Source organism: Aliidongia sp., assembly GCF_035943795.1.
Classification (GTDB): Bacteria; Pseudomonadota; Alphaproteobacteria; order ATCC43930; family CGMCC-115725; genus Aliidongia.
In genome coordinates, this window is record NZ_DASZBY010000057.1 from 26,477 (window position 1) to 44,262 (window position 17,786).

General features: G+C 67.5%; 15 protein-coding genes. 5 read left to right on the top strand and 10 right to left on the bottom strand.

Features of this window, described 5'->3' with window-relative positions; translation table 11 throughout:
• Positions 1 to 2: 2 nt before the first annotated feature.
• From VGV37_RS09975 to VGV37_RS09990, 4 genes are read right to left on the bottom strand one after another with little or no spacing between them, the layout of a single operon-like run.
• Complete coding sequence (locus VGV37_RS09975) at positions 3 to 632, bottom strand: DUF4337 domain-containing protein (protein ID WP_326879513.1); 630 nt, start codon at positions 630 to 632, stop codon at positions 3 to 5.
• A gap of 8 nt (positions 633 to 640) precedes the next feature.
• The gene (locus VGV37_RS09980; RefSeq protein ID WP_326879514.1) at positions 641 to 1,561 is read right to left on the bottom strand and encodes a LysR family transcriptional regulator; all 921 of its coding nucleotides are present in this window, start codon (positions 1,559 to 1,561) and stop codon (positions 641 to 643) included.
• Between the two features lie 16 nt (positions 1,562 to 1,577).
• Positions 1,578 to 2,726, bottom strand: coding sequence for a cysteine desulfurase family protein (locus tag VGV37_RS09985; protein ID WP_326879515.1), 1,149 nt, complete (start codon positions 2,724 to 2,726; stop codon positions 1,578 to 1,580).
• Complete coding sequence (locus tag VGV37_RS09990) at positions 2,719 to 3,324, bottom strand: cysteine dioxygenase (RefSeq protein WP_326879516.1); 606 nt, start codon at positions 3,322 to 3,324, stop codon at positions 2,719 to 2,721. The genes VGV37_RS09985 and VGV37_RS09990 overlap by 8 nt, the downstream gene beginning before the upstream one ends.
• 119 nt (positions 3,325 to 3,443) lie before the next feature.
• On the opposite strand from VGV37_RS09990, the gene VGV37_RS09995 reads away from it, so the two are divergent.
• Together VGV37_RS09995 and VGV37_RS10000 are read left to right on the top strand one after the other, a co-directional pair.
• Positions 3,444 to 6,128, top strand: a complete 2,685-nt coding sequence (locus VGV37_RS09995) for a bifunctional acetate--CoA ligase family protein/GNAT family N-acetyltransferase (RefSeq protein ID WP_326879517.1) — start codon at positions 3,444 to 3,446, stop codon at positions 6,126 to 6,128.
• Between the two features lie 73 nt (positions 6,129 to 6,201).
• Positions 6,202 to 6,948, top strand: a complete 747-nt coding sequence (locus VGV37_RS10000; RefSeq protein ID WP_326879518.1) for a substrate-binding periplasmic protein — start codon at positions 6,202 to 6,204, stop codon at positions 6,946 to 6,948.
• 3 nt (positions 6,949 to 6,951) lie between these two features.
• On the opposite strand, the gene VGV37_RS10005 is transcribed toward VGV37_RS10000, so the two are convergent.
• On the bottom strand, positions 6,952 to 7,629 hold the full coding sequence (locus tag VGV37_RS10005; protein ID WP_326879519.1) for a hypothetical protein: 678 nt from the start codon (positions 7,627 to 7,629) through the stop codon (positions 6,952 to 6,954).
• A gap of 249 nt (positions 7,630 to 7,878) precedes the next feature.
• Between VGV37_RS10005 and VGV37_RS10010 the strand changes: the two genes are divergently transcribed.
• Both VGV37_RS10010 and VGV37_RS10015 read left to right on the top strand, forming a co-directional pair.
• Positions 7,879 to 12,675 (top strand): NAD-glutamate dehydrogenase, encoded by a 4,797-nt coding sequence (locus VGV37_RS10010; RefSeq protein WP_326879520.1) that lies wholly within the window; start codon positions 7,879 to 7,881, stop codon positions 12,673 to 12,675.
• Positions 12,676 to 12,853: 178 nt separating this feature from the next.
• Positions 12,854 to 13,048 (top strand): hypothetical protein, encoded by a 195-nt coding sequence (locus tag VGV37_RS10015; protein ID WP_326879521.1) that lies wholly within the window; start codon positions 12,854 to 12,856, stop codon positions 13,046 to 13,048.
• A gap of 29 nt (positions 13,049 to 13,077) precedes the next feature.
• On the opposite strand, the gene VGV37_RS10020 is transcribed toward VGV37_RS10015, so the two are convergent.
• Positions 13,078 to 13,857, bottom strand: a complete 780-nt coding sequence (locus VGV37_RS10020; protein WP_326879522.1) for a transporter substrate-binding domain-containing protein — start codon at positions 13,855 to 13,857, stop codon at positions 13,078 to 13,080.
• A gap of 119 nt (positions 13,858 to 13,976) precedes the next feature.
• On the opposite strand from VGV37_RS10020, the gene VGV37_RS10025 reads away from it, so the two are divergent.
• A complete protein-coding gene (locus VGV37_RS10025; RefSeq protein ID WP_326879523.1) occupies positions 13,977 to 14,174 on the top strand; it encodes a heavy-metal-associated domain-containing protein in 198 nt (65 codons plus the stop codon).
• Between the two features lie 6 nt (positions 14,175 to 14,180).
• On the opposite strand, the gene VGV37_RS10030 is transcribed toward VGV37_RS10025, so the two are convergent.
• The 4 genes from VGV37_RS10030 to purH form a co-directional block, all read right to left on the bottom strand.
• On the bottom strand, positions 14,181 to 14,654 hold the full coding sequence (locus VGV37_RS10030) for a YybH family protein (protein ID WP_326879524.1): 474 nt from the start codon (positions 14,652 to 14,654) through the stop codon (positions 14,181 to 14,183).
• Between the two features lie 79 nt (positions 14,655 to 14,733).
• Positions 14,734 to 15,456 carry an ABC transporter substrate-binding protein gene (locus VGV37_RS10035; RefSeq protein ID WP_326879525.1) on the bottom strand — a complete coding sequence of 241 codons (723 nt, stop codon included), beginning with the start codon at positions 15,454 to 15,456 and terminating at the stop codon, positions 14,734 to 14,736.
• Between the two features lie 41 nt (positions 15,457 to 15,497).
• Positions 15,498 to 16,106 (bottom strand): SIS domain-containing protein, encoded by a 609-nt coding sequence (locus tag VGV37_RS10040; protein WP_326879526.1) that lies wholly within the window; start codon positions 16,104 to 16,106, stop codon positions 15,498 to 15,500.
• A gap of 13 nt (positions 16,107 to 16,119) precedes the next feature.
• Positions 16,120 to 17,721, bottom strand: a complete 1,602-nt coding sequence (gene purH / locus VGV37_RS10045; protein ID WP_326879527.1) for a bifunctional phosphoribosylaminoimidazolecarboxamide formyltransferase/IMP cyclohydrolase — start codon at positions 17,719 to 17,721, stop codon at positions 16,120 to 16,122.
• Positions 17,722 to 17,786 lie beyond the last annotated feature (65 nt).

Consider the following 17,786-nt stretch of genomic DNA (forward strand, 5'->3'; position numbering starts at 1 on the left):
AATCAATGTCCGAACGGCCACTCGAAGAAGGGCAGGAAGCCGTTGACCGACAGCACGACGCCGATGCCGGCGAACAGAGCGGAGACCAGCAGCAGCTGACGCGACGCGGTCAGGATGCAGGTGGACGCCAGCACGATGGCGATCTGCAGCAGCGCCTCGGCGATCTCGAAGCTCTCGCCGCGCGCCTGGGCCAGGTCGCGGTGACCCTCGGCCGCTTCGGCCTTGGCCTTCAACTCCGCCTTGCCGTCGTTCGCGGGGTCGCTCTCGAAATGCTGGATCGTCTGTTTGTAGGCATCTATCCGGCTGCCGATCGCGGCACGGGCGGCATCGGGCAGGTCGGCGCGTGTCGCCAGCGACAGTTCCAACTGCTCCTGCGCGAGCTTGGTCGCGGTCTCGCGGATGTTGCGTGCCTGATAGAAGTTCCAGGCGTCCGACCGTTCGATATTGGCGTTGATCGCGGTCTTCATCGCGTTGCTGCCGCCCGTGCCGGTGATGGCGAGCAGCACGGCCAGCAGGCTGATGAATAGCCCGACGCGCTTGCGGAAGGTCGCATCGCTGACCGGATGGTCCGGATGGCCGTGATGATGGTCGGCCGCCTCGGCGATATGGTCGGAGACTTCTGTGGTTTCCATGTTCTCTTCTATCGGTTCGATTGCGGTGGCCAATGGACGGCCTGTTCCAGCCCCAGGGTCGGCGCCAGGGCGAACAGCGCCCGAGCGAGCGGCTGGGCCGGCTGTCGGTCGGGCATGACGATGCCCATCATATAGGACACCTCGGGCTCGACCAGTTTCAGGGCGATGGTGCCGCCGGGCAACCCGGGCATGTCGAGCAGTGTATGAGGCATGACGCTCGACAGGTGGCCGGCGCTGACATGCAGGCACAGCGTCACGATCGAGTTGGTTTCCATGGTCGGGTGGGGCGTCCTGCCGACCGACTGGAAGATCTTGTCGACGATGCGCCGGTTCTGCATGTCGGGGCTGAGCAGGCAGAGCGGCGCCTCGGCCGCCTCGGCCCAGCTCACCCGGTCGCGTCCGGCGAACGGCCCGTCTGCCGGAGTCAGCAGGATGTAATGTTCCCGGTAGAGCGGCAGCGTCCGCATCCGCGTCAGCGGCTCGTTGTCGAGATAGGTCAGGCCGATGTCGAGCGTGAACTCCTCGATCTGCTTCTGGATCTCGATCGAGGTCAGCGACAGGATGGAAACCGAGACTCGCGGGTGACTGACCGCAAACGGCCCGGTGATGCGCGAAACGATGGGCAGCGCCGACGGCACGACGCCGATCCGCAGATGCCCGGTCAGCCCCTGGCGCAGTTCCGACAGGTCCTGCCGCAGCGCGTCGCAATCGGCGACGATGCGGCGGGCGTATTCGAGCACCCGCTCGCCCTCGGGGGTGAAGCCGATGAAGCGGTTGCCGCGTTCGACGATCGGCACCTGCAGCTCGTCCTCGAGGTGGCGGATCGCCGCGGACAGGGTCGGCTGGCTGATGTGGCTGCGTTCGGCGGCGAGGCCGAAATGCTTCTCGCGGGCCAGCGCCAGCAGATAGACCAGTTGCTTGATGACCATGGGCGGGAAACCTACCTCAAGCGCCCAATTCCCGACAGGCCTCGATGAGCGCGGCCGCCGCCGCATCGACATCGGCCTCGCTGGTGCTGCGACCGAGCCCGATCCTGAGGGCGCCCAGCGCCTCCGTATCGCCCAGGCCGATCGCCCGCAATACCCGGGACGGCGCCCGTTCGGCCGACGCGCAGGCCGCACCGGTCGATAGCGCCACCCGATCGCGGACAAGAGCGATGATCGTTTCGGCATCGAGACGATCGATCCGGAAATTGATATTACCCGCCAACCGTCGGACGGGATCGCCGTGCAGATGCACTATCAGGCCGGCGCCCCGCAGCCGGTCGAGCAGGCGATCACGGCGTTGCACCAGACGGGCGGTCTCGGCACCCATCTCGGCCCCGGCCAGGACCGCGGCGGCGCCGAACCCGACGGCGAGCGGCACCGGCACCGTGCCGGAACGTAAGCCCTGTTCCTGCCCGCCGCCCAGGATCAGCGGCTTCAGCAACGGCCGGACAGTGCGCCGCACGGCCAAGGCGCCGATGCCTTTCGGGCCATAGAGCTTGTGCGCCGACAGGGTCATGAGGTCGACCCCGGCCATGGCGAGCGGGATCTTGCCGGCCGCCTGCGCTGCGTCGACATGGAACAGCGCGCCCGCCGCCCGGGCCAGCCGGCCGATCTCGTCGATCGGCTGCACCGTACCGATCTCATGGTTGGCCGCCATGACCGAGACGAGCCCGGTCGCGGGCCCTAGCAGCGACGCCACCTCCGCCGGATCGACCAGTCCTGCGGGGCCGACGGCGAGGAAGCGGATGGTGAACCCCTCGGACGCCAGCGTGTCGAGGCAAGCCATCACGCAAGGATGTTCCAGCGGCGACGCGATGATCTGGCACCGCCCGGCCGCAACCAGCGCCGGCGCCAGGCCGCGGATCGCCAGGTTGTTCGCTTCGGTGGCACCGGACGTAAAGACGATCTCCCGCGCCTCGGCACCGATCAGGGCGGCGACCTCGCGGCGCGCCTGCTCGACCGCCTCTTCCGCCGTCCAGCCATGGGCGTGATCGACCGAATGAGGATTGCCGAACCGCTCGGTGAACCAGGGCAGCATCGCCGCGAGCACGCGCGGATCGACCGGCGTCGTCGCCTGATGATCGAGATAGATTGGGCCGTCAGGCACGATCGGGCAGGCCGGCGCGCACGGCGGCGGAGCGATCCCACAGGTTCGGCACCGTCGCGTTGGTGTAGCCGGAAACGAACGGTACCGCGGCGCCCGTCTCGCGGAACACGCGTCGGGCGACGGCACCGATGTTGGCGCCATAGACGTGAATGGAAATCGAGCTGCGGTCGCCGAACGCGTTCTCGACCTGGTGCACGTCGCCGATCCGCGGCGAGACGGCGGCGACCATGCCCGGCTCGAGCCGCGTCGTGCCGGTCCTGCGCCCGGCCGCCAAGTCCCAGTCGTGCGACAGTTCCGCACCGCGCAGCATACCGATCAGCCCCCAGACGCCATGGTCGTGGATCGGCGTCGCCTGGCCCGGCCCCCAGACGAAGCTGACCACCGAGAAGCGTTCGAGCGGGTCGCAATGCAGCAGGTATTGCTGATAGCGCTCGCGATCCGGCACGGCGCATTCGGGCGGCAACCAATCGTCGACCGCCACCAGATCGGCCAGCAGCCGCGCGCCTTCCTCGAGCGCGCGCGGCTCGTCCGGCGCCGTCTCCACGAGGCGCGTGAAGCCCGCAATGCAGCGCCGCAACCGCTCGATCCCTTCGCTCATGACCTGTCTCCCTGCCCTTCAAGTTAGACGGAAGCGGCGCCGGTGCAAGCGGCGATGGAAGTCCGGACCCCACCCGCCTATCCTGAATGCCGCCCGACCCGACCGAGGAGCCGCGCCCCATGTCGATCCGCAATCTCGGCCGAATGTTCGCCCCTCGCTCGGTCGCCCTCATCGGTGCCAGCGACCGGCCCCAGTCGGTCGGCGCCGTGGTCTCCCGCAATCTGCTGCGCGGCGGGTTCGCCGGCCCGATCATGCCGGTCAACCCGCGCCATGCCGCGATCGAGAGCGTGCTGTGCTACCCGGATATCGATCATCTGCCCGTCGTGCCCGACCTGGCCGTGATCGCGACTCCGGCGGTCGGCGTGCCGGCCCTGGTCGACGCGCTGGGCGCGCGCGGCTGCCGCGCCGCGATCGTGCTGAGCGCCGATTTCGGCCGGGGTGCGGCGAACGGCGCCGACCTGCGCCAGGCCCTGCTCGATGCCGCCAAGCCGCACCTGCTGCGCGTGATCGGACCGAATTGCCTGGGCGTCGCAGTTCCGGGCATCGGGCTCAACGCCACCTTTTCCCATATTCCGCCACTGACCGGCGACGTCGCCTGCCTGACCCAGTCCGGCGCGATCGCGACGACCCTGATCGACTGGGCGACCAGCCGCGGCATCGGCTTCAGCCACATGGTCTCGCTGGGCGACATGGCCGACGTCGATGTCGGGGACATGCTCGACTATCTGGCCCACGACGGTCAGGTGCGCGCGATCCTGCTGTATGTCGAAGGCGTGACCGAAGCGCGCAAATTCATGTCCGCGGCCCGCGCCGCCGCGCGCACCAAGCCGGTCATCATCCTGAAGGCGGGGCGATATCTGGCGAGTGCCACGGCGGCCACGTCCCACACCGGCGCGCTCGCCGGTGCCGACGCGGTCTATGACGCGGCATTCCGGCGTGCCGGCATGCTGCGCGTCGGCTCGCTCGACGAGATGTTCTCGGCTTTGGAGACTCTGAGCCATGCACGGCGCATCCCCGGCGACCGCCTGACCATCCTGACCAACGGCGGCGGTGTCGGCGTGCTGGCGACCGACGCGCTGATCGGGGTCGGCGGCACGCTAGCCCAACTGTCGGCGGCGACCCTGGCGGCGCTGGACGGGATCCTGCCGGCGACCTGGTCGCGCGGCAATCCGGTCGACATCATCGGCGATGCCGACGGTGCGCGCTATGCGGCGGCGCTGGAGATCGTGCTGGCCGATCCCGAGACCGACGCCTGCCTGGTGCTGAACTGTCCCCAGGCGGTCACCACGACCCTGGAATCCGCCGAGGCGGTGATCGCGACACTGCGCAAGCTCGACGTGCGGGCGCAGTCCAAGGTGATGGTCAACTGGCTGGGCGAAGGGGCGGCCCGGGCGGCGCGCAGCCGTTTCGCCGAGGCAGGATTGCCCAGCTACGAAACGCCCGAGCGGGCCGTGACCGGCTTCATGCATTTGCGTGAGTTCCGCCGGAACCAGCAATTGCTGATCCGTGTCCCGCCGGCGACGCCGGTGGGTTTCGCGCCCGACCTCGGTGCCGCGCGCGCGATCGTCGCCACCGCCGGCGCAGCAGGGCAGGAATGGCTGGACGAGGCCGATTCCAAGGCGCTGCTCGCGGCCTACGGCATTCCGGTCGCCACGGTCCGGCGGGTGGCCCAGGCGGATCAGGTGGCAGACGCGGCCCGCGAGATCGATCGACCGGTCGCGGTCAAAATCATCTCGCCCGACATTACGCACAAGTCCGACATGGGCGGGGTGGCCCTGGATCTCGCCACGCCGGAAGCGGCCGGCATCGCCGCCCACGCCATGCTGGCGCGCATCCGCGCGGCCAAGCCCGACGCCCGGATCGAAGGCTTCGCGGTCCAGGAAATGGTGACGCGTCCGGATGCGATCGAGCTGATCATCGGCCTGGTTTCGGACCCGATCTTCGGCCCGGTGCTGCTGTTCGGGCGTGGCGGCACGGCGGTCGAGGTGATCGGCGACAAGGCGCTGGCGCTGGCCCCGCTCGACATGATGCTGGCCCGCGACCTGATCGCGTCGACGCGGGTCTCGCGCCGGCTCGCCGGATTTCGCACCGTGCCGCCGGCCGACCTCGACGCGATCGCGCTCAGCCTGGTCAAGCTGTCGCAGATGACGGCCGACCTGCCGGAACTGGTCGAGCTCGACATCAACCCGCTGCTCGCCGACCCGCATGGCGTCATGGCGCTCGACGCGCGCATCCGCCTGGGCCGACGCGCGCCCTTTGCGATCCTGCCCTATCCGTCGGCACTCGAACGGCGGATCGCGCTCAAGGACGGCACCCAGATCCTGGTCCGGCCGGTCAAGCCCGAGGATGCGCCGGCTTTCGAGCGGAATTTCCAGCGGATGCGGCCGGAGGATATCCAGCATCGCTTCTTCGCCGCCATGAAGGCCCTGCCGGTCCAGCTGCTGGCCCGCCTGACCCAGATCGACTACGACCGCGAGATGGCGTTCGTCGCCCTGCCGCCGCTCGAGACGGGACAGTTCGACGACGGTTATGGCGTGGTGCGCATCGCGGCCGACCCGGACAACGAGCGCGCGGAATTCGCGGTCATCGTGCGCAGCGACTGGCAGGGCCGCGGCCTCGGTCGCGCGCTGATGGACCTGATCCTGGACTATGCCCGGGACCGCGGTCTGGCCGAGGTCTGGGGCACCATCCTGCACGAGAACACCGGCATGATCGACCTGGTCCGCCGTCTGGGCTTCACGGTCCGGGCCGACCCCGAGGACCCGACCCTGGTGACGGCGACCTTCGCGATTCGCTTGGGATAGACATCTTTCCTTCACGAAATCCGACCAAGCTGATGGTCGAGACGCGGTTCGGAACACAAGAGCCTTTGCCCGGATGACGAAGTTTCTTTTCCGATCGCTGATCGGCGCCCTCGCGATCGCGCTGTCCACCGCCGCCCGGGCGGACACGTTAACCATCGCCGGCTGCGAGAACTACGCACCCTATTCCGACGCCGCCCTGCCGGGCGACGGCTTCGCGAACGATCTCACCACCCGGATCATGCGGCAGGCCGGCTACGATACGTCGGTCACGATGCTGCCCTGGATCCGTGCACTGGAGGAAACCGAGGCCGGCCGGTTCGACATCCTGCCGTCGGCCTGGCGCACGGAAGATCGGGCGCAGACGCTGCTGTTCAGCGCACCGATCGCCATGAGTCGCTTGGTCTTCGTGAAGGCGGCGAGCTCACCGTTCGAGTTCCGCTCCCTCGAAGACTTGGCCGGGCTCACGGTCGGCACCATCGCCGGATACACCTACGAGCCGGAGTTCCTGGCATCGCCGTTGTTCGAGCGACCGGCGGTCACCGATATCCTGCTGAACCTGAAGATGGTCGCGGCCCGGCACATCGATCTCACACTCGACGACGAACTGACCCTGCGCTTCATCATCCGCAGCCGCGCACCGGACCTGGCGCCGCTGCTGGCGCTGACCCAGGGCGTATTGTCCCAGCAGCCCCTGTTCGTGAGCTTTTCGAAGCAGCGCCCGGATGCGGAGCAGTTGCTTGCCGCCTTCAATACCGGCCTTGCCCGGATGCGCGCGGACGGCAGCTACCAGCGATTGCTGGCACTGCACCAGATGGAATGAGCGTCAGGCCGCCGCCCGGAAGGTCCAGACGAAAGCCGGCGGCACGTTGCGGAACACGCGCGCGACGCGGCGGGCATGCAGGTGATGCTCGTGCGGGGGCAGCGGCGCGTTGAAACCATAGGTGAACTGCACCAAGGGGCGGCCGGGCGCCAGCACCGCGAAGCAGGCATCGACCACCTGTTTGCGCGCCTCTTCCGGGAACAGCAGGAGCGGCAGGCCCGAGACGACGGCGGCGACCCGGGTGATGCCCCGGTCGGCCAGCAGGGACTGCAAGTCCTGCGCGTCGCCGCACAGCACGATGATGCCGCGAAACCGCTTGGCCAGCAGGTCGGCCAGGCGCTGGTCGCGCTCCAGCACGATCAGCCGGTGCGGCGGGATCCCGGAATCGAGGATACCGCGCGTGATGCTGCCGGTACCGCCGCCCAGCTCGACGACCGGTGCGGTGTCGTGGCGCGCCTCGGACGGAATCTGTCGCGCCATCGCGTCGGCGAGCCGGCGGCTCGACGGCACCACGGCACCCATGCGGCCGGGCGCACGCAACCACTGCAGGAAGAAGAAAGCCGCGGAATTGCCGCGCTTCAGCTGGCAGGCGGCGGCTTGCAAACGATCGTGTCGAGTCGACCGCAGCGTGCTTTTCAGGGTCGTCTTCAGGGTCAAACGCTCCGTTTTCGCCTCCGTCACTTAGAGGTCTTAGCAAGATTGGGGGTTGTCGCATTCCCCCAATCGGTTAGGTTGCCGCTTGCGTAGGCAATTGGTGCCGCTTTTTAAGGCATTCATATCCCAGCGGAAAACCGCCGATCGCTTTGCGCATGCCGTTGTAATAGAGAAGAACGAAGAAGGCGAAGCCCAAGCGCAGCCCCGGCGTCGATCGATCGGGACCAATCGACGCAAGAGAGGCACCAGGCTTCGGCCGACATCCGGGAGATATCCATGCCGCTGCACGCGGAAACCGAGAAACTGGCCCTCATCGACAAGGTGGCGACCGCCGCCGCGAAAGCCAAGAGCGGCGTCGACGAACGCTTTGTCAGGACGTTCTACAAGAACGTGCCGCCCGACGATATCCTGCCAAGGCCCGCCGAGGCCCTGGTCGCTGCGGCCGAGGCGCTGTGGCAATTCATGGCCGAACGGCGACCCGGCAAAGCCAAGATCCGGGTGCTGTCGCCCGCCGACAAGGCGAATGCCTGGACCGCCGGTCGCACGGTGGTGCAGATCGTCAACGACGACATGCCCTTTCTGGTCGACAGCGTGACCGCGTGCCTGAACGCGCTGGAGCTGGTCGTCCATCTGGTGATCCATCCGGTCGTCCCGGTCGTGCGTGCCGGCGGCGGCAAGCTGATCTCGGTCGACGAGACGAGCCCGGACGCGCAGCGCGAGTCGGTCATGCAGATCGAGATCGCCGGCCGGGCCGACAGCGCGCTGGAAAAGCGCATCATCGCCGACCTCGAGACGGTTTTGGGCGACGTGCGCGCCGCCGTGGTCGACTGGGAAGCCATGACCAAGAAGGTCGGGCAGATCGCCGACGAGATCGGCAATGCCGCCCTGCCCGTCCCGGCGTCCGAAGCCGTCGAGGTCTCGGCTTTCCTGACCTGGCTCGCGGACCGCAACTTCACCTTCCTGGGCTATCGCGAATATGCCTTCGACAAGGATGGCCTGAAGGTCATCCCCGGCGTGGGCCGCGGCGTGCTGCGCGACGATTCCTACCTGGTGTTCGACGGGCTCAGGAATTTCACGACCCTGTCGCCCGACGTGCAGCAATTCTTGCGCTCGCCGCAGCTCACGATGATCTCCAAGTCGAACCGGCGCTCGACCGTGCATCGCCCGGTGCAGCTCGACACGATCGGCATCAAGACCTTCAACGCGGCGGGCGAAGTCGTCGGCCAGAAGCTGGTGGTCGGCCTGTTCACCTCGTCGTCCTACGCGAAATCGCCCCGGTCGATCCCCGTCCTGCGCCGCAAGGTCCAGCGCACCGTCGAGCGTTCGGGCTTCGCACCGGACAGCCACGACGGCAAGGCACTGCAGCATATCCTCGACGCGTTCCCGCGCGACGAGCTGTTCCAGATCACCGAGGCCGAGCTGTTCTCGACCGCGATCGGCATCCTCAACCTGCAGGAACGCCAGCGCATCGCCGCCTTCACCCGGCGCGACCCGTTCGAGCGCTTCATCAGCTGCCTGGTCTACGTGCCGCGCGACCGCTACAGCTCGACTGTCCGCCGGCGGATGGCCGACATTCTCGAGACCACCTACAACGGCAAGCTCGCCTCCGACGCGGTTCAGCTCGACGAGAGCGTGCTGGCCCGCATCCATTTCATCATCAACACCAATCCGAGCCAGGTGCCCGAGGTCGATCCGGTCGCGCTCGAGAAGAAGCTGGTCGAGGCCGGTCGCGTCTGGGCCGACAAGCTGAGCGAGGCTCTCGGCAACACCTTCGACGAGAACGAAGCGCACGCCCTGCTGCGCCGCTATGCCGACGCGTTCCCGACGAATTATACCGAACGCTTCACCGCGACGTCGGCGGTCGAGGACATCAAGAAGATCGCGACCTTGGAAGCCGGTGCGCCGATCGCGCTGGCGCTCTACCGCACGCCCGGCGCCGCCCTGTCAGAGTTGCGGCTGAAGACGTTCTCGACCGGCAAGCCGGTGCCGCTGTCGGACGTGTTGCCCATGCTGGAAAACCTGGGCATGAAGGTGATCACCGAGAACCCGTTCCGGGTGAAGGCGCGCGACGCCGCAAGCAAGGCCTGGGTCCAGGAATTCGAGCTGATCACCCGCGGCCAGATGCCGGTCGACCTGGCCGAAGTCGGCCCGCGCTTCGAGGAAGCGTTCCCGGCGGTCTATGCCGGCACGGTCGAGGACGACGGCTTCAACCGCCTGGTGGCCTTGGCCGGCCTCGCCGCGCGCGAGATCGTCGTCATCCGCACCTATTGCAAGGTGCTGCGCCAAGCCGGCTCGGCGTTCAGCCAGGCCTACATGGAAGACACGGTCAGCGCGCACCCGGCAATCGCCCACAAGCTGGTGCGCCTGTTCGAGGCGCAGTTCGATCCCGCGATCAAGGCGAAGGCCCGGGATGCTGCCGCCGACAAGCTGGCTGCGGAGATCGAGGCCGATCTCGACCAGGTCTCGAACCTGGACGAAGACCGGATCCTCCGCAGCTTCCTGTTGCTGGTCCGCAAGTCGCTGCGCACGAATTTCTACCAGCCGGGTGCGGACGGGAAACCGAAGCCGTACCTGTCGATCAAACTCGCCAGCCAGGAAATCGACCTGCTGCCGCAGCCGCGGCCGCTGGTCGAGATCTTCGTCTATAGCCCGCGCATGGAAGGCTGCCACCTGCGCGGCGGCAAGGTCGCGCGCGGCGGCATCCGCTGGTCCGATCGCAAGGAGGATTTCCGTACCGAGATCCTGGGCCTGATGAAGGCGCAGCAGGTCAAGAATTCCGTCATCGTGCCGGTGGGATCCAAGGGCGGCTTCGTCGTGAAGCGGCCGGCCACGGGCGACCGCGAGGCGGTCATGGCCGAGGTCGTCGCCTGCTACAAGACCCTCATGTACGGCCTGCTCGACATCACCGACACGATCGAGGGGCCGGGCATCGTGCCGCCCAAACACGTGGTGCGGCGCGACGGCGACGATCCCTACCTGGTCGTGGCCGCCGACAAGGGCACGGCCACCTTCTCCGACATCGCCAACGGCTGCGCCATCGAATACGGCTTCTGGCTGGGCGACGCCTTCGCGTCGGGCGGCTCGATCGGTTACGACCACAAGGCGATGGGCATCACCGCCCGGGGCGCGTGGGAGGCGGTGAAACGGCATTTCCGCGAACTGGGCACCGACATCCAGACCACCGACTTCACCTGCATCGGCATCGGCGACATGGCGGGCGACGTGTTCGGCAACGGCATGCTGCTGTCCCAGCACACCCGGTTGCTGGCCGCCTTCAACCACATGCATATCTTCATCGATCCGGAACCGGATTCGGCCCGGACCTGGCTCGAGCGCAAGCGCCTGTTCGACCTGCCGCGCTCGACCTGGAACGATTACGACCGCTCGCTCCTGTCGAAGGGCGGCGCCATCTACGAGCGATCGGCAAAGTCGCTGACGCTGTCGGACGAGGCCAAGGCGCGGCTCGGCCTCAAATCGGCGACGATCTCGCCGAACGATCTCATCCGCGTGCTGCTGAAGCTGCCGGTCGACCTGCTGTGGTTCGGCGGCATCGGCACTTACGTCAAGGCATCGACCGAGAGTGCGGCCGAAGCCGGCGACCGGGCCAACGATGCGCTGCGCATCGACGGGCGCGAGATCGGCGCCAAGGTGGTGGGCGAAGGCGCCAACCTGGCCCTGACCCAGCGCGGACGCATCGAATATGCGTTGCACGGCGGCCGCCTGAACACCGACGCGATCGATAACTCCGCCGGCGTCGATACCTCGGACCACGAGGTCAACATCAAGATCGGCGCCAGCGCGATGCTGAGCTCCGGCAAGCTCAAGGCCGACAAGCGCAACGCGTTCCTCGCGACCATGACCGACGAGGTCGGATTGCTGGTGCTGGAGGATAATTACCTGCAGACCCAGGCAGTCACGATCGCCGAAGCCGAGGCGCCGGCACTGCTCGACGAGCACGCCCGCCTGATGCGGTCGCTGGAGCGGGCCGGCAAGCTGGACCGCGCGATCGAGTATCTGCCGGACGACGAAGCCCTGATCCAGCGCGCCGCGGCCAAGCGCGGCCTGACCCGGCCCGAGTTGGCCGTCCTGCTCGCCTATGCCAAGAACGCGATCTATGCCGAACTGCTGACCACCGACCTGCCGGACGAGCCGGAGCTGGAAGAGGAATTGCTGGCCTATTTCCCGCGCCAGATGGTTCAGCTTTCGAAGGCCGACCTGAAGGCGCACCGGCTACGGCGCGAGATCATCGCGACCGTGGTCACCAACGCCATGATCAACCGCCTGGGACCAAGCTTCGTCAGCGAGATGCAGGGCAAGACCGGCCGGTCGACCGCCGACGTGACGCGGGCCTATCGCATCACCCGCGTCGTGTTCGACCTGCCCAGCCTGTGGCGCTCGATCGAGGTGTTGGACAACATCATCCCGGCCGCGACCCAGACCAAGCTGCTGCTGGCGGTGCGCACCGTGGCCGAGCAGGCGGCGCGGTGGTTCCTGCAGTCGGGCCAGAACCTCGGCGTGACGCCGCGTATCAAGGAGTTCGGCCCCGGCATCAAGGCGCTGTCGGCGAAGCTCCTGAGCCTGCTGCCGGACAGCGAGCGTGCGGCGCATGAGGACCGGGTCCAGGCCTACGTCGCCCAGGGCGTCTCGATGGAACTGGCCGAACGCGTCGTGGCGCTGGACAGCCTGTCGGCCGCCATGGACATCGTGCGGATCGACGAGGGCACCAAGCTCGACATGGTCGAACTGGGCCGGCTGTATTTCGCGACCGGCGCGCGGCTCGGCCTCGGCATGCTGCGCGACAAGGCCCATGCGCTGCCGGCGTCGACGCCGTGGCAGCGGCTGGCGATCGGCGCGCTGGTCGATGACTTCTCGTCGATGCAGCGGGAGATCGTCGGCCATGTCCTGTCCGAAAGCACGGGGCCGGTCGCAGCCCGGCTCGACGCCTGGACCGCGCGGCGCGCCGACGCCATGGGCAAGGTGCAGGAGATGGTGGCCGAAGTCAGCCGCATCTCGCCACCCGACCTCGCCATGCTGACCGTGATCGGCCGGCAATTGAGGGCGCTCACGGTCTGATCCGCATTCGGCGCCAAGACGAAACGGCCGGCAGGGGAAACCCGCCGGCCGTTTGCTTTTCGGAAACCGGGTAAATCGGCCCGCGGGTGCAACCCTGGAACCAACCGGCACCGCCTTCGTTCATAGGAGGCGCTATCCCGGTAGGCGTGCCTGCCAAGCCAAAAAAGGGTGCTTCGTGATGAACGTTCGTCTGCCTCTTTTCGCCGCCACGCTCCTGCTGCCGCTGTTCGCGGGCGGCTGTGCCCCCGAAGGCGCCGTGGCCCTGCCGGCCGGCGTGTGCGATCCCGGCGGGTCGGCCGCGATCTATGCCCTGCCCAACCAGTACGGCAACATCGACATGAGCCGCTATTCCACGGCGAATTGCCGGAAATAGCGGCTGACGGAGCGACCGAGCGATGCGGCCTAGTTCATGGCCGCGTCGTAGGTCCGTTTCCATTTGCCGGATGCGATCGCCTGCCACATCCAGCCATCGACCACGGCGTGCAGATCCTTGTCCTTGCGCAGGAGATAGGCATCGTCGAAGTGGGTGAAGGGTGCGGCGACTGCGGCCGGGCACAGCACGCCCGGATGCAACTTCGACTGCAAGTCGACCTCGACCCCGTCGGTCACCATGACGTCGGCCTGGCTGCCCACCAGTTGCTCGAAGATCGTCTTGTTGTCGGGCCAGACCACGATCTGCGCCTTGGTGAAATGCTCGTGGGCGAACTTGTCGTTGGTGCCGCCGGGGTTGATCACGACCTTGGTGGCGGGCACGTCGATCGCATCCAGGCTGGTGTATTTGTCCTTGTCGGCACAGCGCACGATCGGCCGCTTGCCGTCACTGACGTTGGGGATCGAGAAATCGCCGACCGCGGCGCGGTCCGGGTTGATCGTGATGCCGCCCAACGCCACGTCGAACTTGCCGCCCTTGAAGTCGTCGAGCATCGTCTTCCAGGTCGTCGGCACGAATTCCGGCCGGACGCCCAGGGTGGCCGCCAGATCCTTCGCCATCTCGATGTCGGCGCCGACCAGCGTGCCGTCCGGCGTCTTGAAGCTGAACGGCTTGTAATCGCCCGTCGTGCCGATCTTCAGCACGCCCGCATGCTGGATCTGCTTCAACACGCTGTCGTCGGCCGGTTTCTTCGCTGCGCCCGTGGCCGCCAATGCCGCCGCCAACACCACACCCGTTACCGCGAATTTCATCTTCACCCCTCCCATGTGCTTCCATCCGACCGGGAGCCTAGCATGAAAATCCGCGAAGCCACGCTCCTTGACCTTGCCATGGTGGGAAGCCCCATGTTGTTGGAGAAGGAGTTCGATCGATGCAGAGTTTCATCGTGTCCGGCATGACCTGCCCCCATTGCGTTCGCGCCGTTACCTCCGCCGTCACCCAGCGCGATGCCGGCGCCGCCGTGCGCGTCGATCTCGCGACCGGCCGGGTCGAGATCGACAGCCGGGTACCGCGCGCCGACCTTGCGGCAGCGATCGTGGAGGAAGGCTACCAGGTCAGCGTCGCGTAAGGCCGTTCATCGCGCCTTGACCGGCCTCACGCCGTGGCTGTCTTGGGGCACGCCACGCTGCAGCGACATATGGGAATGGACGCCGAGCCAACGGCCGTCCTCCTGCCGGGCGAGCATGATGGTCGCCCGTCCGGGCCGGTCGAACCGCGCACCGTCAGGATGGAAGCCGATGCTGGTCCAGGGCGCGATCACCGTTGCCATGCTGCCGTCGGCACTCGCCAGGACGGCGGTATTGTCGAGGTCGAAGGCGAAGCCCTCGGTGCGGGGCCAAACATTGTCCCATTGCGTATCGGTCCAGCGGCCGAGGCCGTGGATCAGTTCCTGGTAGGTGCCGAAGACGATGATGTCGGCATGCCAGAATGGCCGGGCCGCCCGATAGTCGACCGCGCGCACGCACGCGGCGAAATGCTCCAGCCAATCATGGACCGACGCGGTCGTCGTTGCATCGGCCAAAGGCAATGAGTGGGCTTTCGGCGGCATCGGTCGCGCTCCCGTTGCGATCGGCGGAAACAGCGATCATGCCCGATCGAAGGCCCCGGTCAAGCCGTGCGGCACCGGCTCAATTCGCCTCGTCGGCGCTGTCGCCCTGGTTGTAGCCGTGCTCGGCCCGGACCTGGGCCATGACCCGGTTCAACCGCTCGATCGTGGCGTCGGGCACGGCGATGTTGCAGGCGACACCCAGTTCGACCGCGTGGAATTCCAAGACGGTCTCGATCTTGGCGGCGACATCAGGCCCCATTTGCAGCGGCGTGTAGATGCTGGAAGCCCAGAGATCGATCCGGCCGCTCTCCAGGCCGCTGATGTTGAATTCGTTGCGGCTGACCGGTGCCAGCGAAAAGCCGCGCTGACGCAGGAACGTCTCCCGGGCGTCGCCCTGGTAGACGCCGATGACATAGGGCCGGGCTTCGTCGAGGCGGGTTAGCCGGATGTGGCGCGACTTCAGCCCGAGCAGCGCCCAGTTGTTGAAGACCAGCGGCGCCACCCACTTGAATAGCGGCCGGCGCTCCTCGGTCATGGTCGTGGCGAAAACGCAAGTGTCGGCATTGCCGAGCGCCCCTTCATAGGCGCGTTTCCAGGGCAGCAGGTCGAACGTGGCATCGATATCGGCGCGGCGCGCGACCTCGCGAACCAGGTCGACCAGGATGCCCTTGATCTCGCCATCCTCGACGTAGCTGAAACGACCGCTATCCTCGGTCAGGAAATGCACCGTCGTGCCGGCCGACGCGCTGGCCGGGGTCAGCAGGGCGCCGCAGAGCACAGCCGCCCCGAGGATCGTTTTCATCGCGTATCGAAGGGTGCCCATGATCCGGCAACGAGCCGACGCTATTCGACATCGTTGGCGAGGCGGGCCTTATGGCCGAGGTAGCCCCCGTGATGCCTCAGGCCGTACTCGCGCCGCGTGACGCCCTTCAGTTCCATCAGAGTCAGGGCCAGAGCGTCGCCGATCGCCGACATTGCCGCCATGCTGGCCGACGGCGTCAGGCCGAGCGGGCATGGCTCCTCGATCACGCCCATATCGAGCACGACGTCGGATAGCCGGCGCAGCTCGCTTTCCGGATGCGAGGTGATGCAGATGACTTGCGCGCTGGTCAGGTGGCGCGAGAGTTCGATCAGTTCGACGATCTCGAGCGTCTTGCCGCTGGTCGAGAAGGCGACGATGCAATCGCCCTCGGCGATCAGGCCCAGGTCGCCATGCGCTGCCTCGGCCGGATGGATGAACACCGCCGGCGTGCCGGTCGAACTCAGGGTCGCGGCGAACTTCCGGGCGAGGAAGCCCGCCTTGCCCATGCCGGTTGCGACGATCTTGCCACGGCACAGCCGCAATGCATCGATCGCGGCCTCATAGGTCGCATCGACCCGGATCGCCCGGATCGCCGCCGCTTCCCGGTCCAGTACGGAGCGGACCTTGGCCTGGACGTCGAACGTGCTCATGGCTTCCGTGTCCTTAGTGACGGAAGTGGCGCAGACCGGTGAAGACCATGGCCAGTCCCTTCTCGTCGGCGGCCGCGATCACTTCGGGATCGCGCTTGGAGCCGCCCGGCTGGATGACCGCCGTGGCGCCGGCCTCGGCGGCGGCCAGCAGGCCGTCGGCGAACGGAAAGAACGCATCGGACGCCACGACCGAACCGATCGCCGGGCTGGCCGCCTGCTTGTCACCGCCGGCTGCCGCGATGCCGGCCTCCGCCGCCTTCCAGGCCGCGATGCGCGAGCTGTCGACCCGGCTCATCTGGCCAGCGCCGATGCCGACCGTGGCACCGTCCTTGGCATAGACGATCGCATTGGACTTCACATGCTTGGCGACGCGGAAGGCGAACAGCAGGTCCGCCATCTCGGCCGCGGTCGGCGCCCGCTTGGTCACCACCTGGAGCGAGGATTCGCTGACCCGGCCAGAGTCGCGGTTCTGCATGAGGAAGCCGCCCGACAGCGAGCGGAAGGTCATGCCCGCCGCCGCCGGATCGGGCATGCCGCCGGTCGCGAGCAGGCGCAGCTGGGTCTTGCGCGCCAGGATTTCGCGCGCCGCATCGTCGATCGACGGCGCGATGATGACTTCGGCGAACAGCGAGGCGACCGCCTCGGCCGTCGCCGCGTCGAGCGGGCGATTGAGCGCGATGATGCCGCCGAACGCGCTGACCGGATCGCACGCCAGCGCGCGCCGATAGGCCTCGATCAGGCTCGATCCCATCGCCACGCCGCAGGGATTGGCGTGCTTGATGATCGCGACGGCCGGCTGATCGAACTCGGCGACCGCCTCGAACGCGGCGTCGGTATCGTTGAGGTTGTTGTAGCTGAGTTCCTTGCCCTGGACCTGGGTCGCGGTCGCAACGCCGGGGCGGCTGTCCTTGGCGATGGCATAGAAGGCCGCCTGCTGATGCGGGTTCTCGCCATAGCGCAGCAGCTGCTTGCGCTCGCCGGCGATCGACAGGGTCGAGGGGAAGGTCTCGCCCCGCTCCGTCGCCATCCAGGCCGCGATGGCCGCGTCATAGGCCGACGTGCGGGCATAGGCCATGCCGGCCAGCCGGCGTCGGACGCCAAGCGTCGTGGCGCCATCGTTGGCGGCCAGCTCGGCCAGTACCAGGTCATAGTCGGCCGGATCGGTCACGACCGTCACGAAATCATGGTTCTTGGCGGCACCGCGGATCAGCGACGGGCCGCCGATGTCGATCTTCTCGATGCAATCGTCCCAGCCCGCGCCGCTCGCGACCGTCGCCTCGAACGGGTAGAGGTTGGAAACGACCAGGTCGATCTCGCCGATGTCGTGCTTGGCCAGCGCGTCGCGATGGGTCGCCAGATCGCGCCGCGCCAGGATGCCGCCATGGATTGCCGGATGGAGGGTCTTTACCCGGCCGTCGAGCATCTCCGGGAAGCCGGTCACGCTGGCCACGTCGGTCACGGCCAGACCGGCATCCGAGAGCGCCTTGGACGAGCCGCCGGTCGAGATCAGCGTGATCCCGCGTTCGGCCAGCGCGCGCGCAAACGGCAGGAGGCCGCTCTTGTCGTAAACGGAAATCAGCGCCCGACGGATCGGGCGATCGAATGCATGGGTCATGGGCGGGCGTCCGGGTCGGTTACCAAACGAAGGCCGGACCATAGGGCCGCCCGCCTGCCCGATCA

What these genes read in the sequence shown, in the direction of transcription:
- VGV37_RS10040 (WP_326879526.1), bottom strand. Translation starts at nt 16,106, where the DNA reads ATGAGCACGTTCGACGTCCAGGCCAAGGTCCGCTCCGTACTGGACCGG.
- VGV37_RS09990 (WP_326879516.1), bottom strand. Translation starts at nt 3,324, where the DNA reads ATGAGCGAAGGGATCGAGCGGTTGCGGCGCTGCATTGCGGGCTTCACG.
- VGV37_RS10020 (WP_326879522.1), bottom strand. Translation starts at nt 13,857, where the DNA reads ATGAAATTCGCGGTAACGGGTGTGGTGTTGGCGGCGGCATTGGCGGCC.
- VGV37_RS09975 (WP_326879513.1), bottom strand. Translation starts at nt 632, where the DNA reads ATGGAAACCACAGAAGTCTCCGACCATATCGCCGAGGCGGCCGACCAT.
- VGV37_RS10010 (WP_326879520.1), top strand. Translation starts at nt 7,879, where the DNA reads ATGCCGCTGCACGCGGAAACCGAGAAACTGGCCCTCATCGACAAGGTG.
- VGV37_RS10030 (WP_326879524.1), bottom strand. Translation starts at nt 14,654, where the DNA reads ATGCCGCCGAAAGCCCACTCATTGCCTTTGGCCGATGCAACGACGACC.
- VGV37_RS10025 (WP_326879523.1), top strand. Translation starts at nt 13,977, where the DNA reads ATGCAGAGTTTCATCGTGTCCGGCATGACCTGCCCCCATTGCGTTCGC.
- VGV37_RS09980 (WP_326879514.1), bottom strand. Translation starts at nt 1,561, where the DNA reads ATGGTCATCAAGCAACTGGTCTATCTGCTGGCGCTGGCCCGCGAGAAG.
- VGV37_RS10000 (WP_326879518.1), top strand. Translation starts at nt 6,202, where the DNA reads ATGACGAAGTTTCTTTTCCGATCGCTGATCGGCGCCCTCGCGATCGCG.
- VGV37_RS09995 (WP_326879517.1), top strand. Translation starts at nt 3,444, where the DNA reads ATGTCGATCCGCAATCTCGGCCGAATGTTCGCCCCTCGCTCGGTCGCC.
- purH (WP_326879527.1), bottom strand. Translation starts at nt 17,721, where the DNA reads ATGACCCATGCATTCGATCGCCCGATCCGTCGGGCGCTGATTTCCGTT.
- VGV37_RS10035 (WP_326879525.1), bottom strand. Translation starts at nt 15,456, where the DNA reads ATGAAAACGATCCTCGGGGCGGCTGTGCTCTGCGGCGCCCTGCTGACC.
- VGV37_RS10015 (WP_326879521.1), top strand. Translation starts at nt 12,854, where the DNA reads ATGAACGTTCGTCTGCCTCTTTTCGCCGCCACGCTCCTGCTGCCGCTG.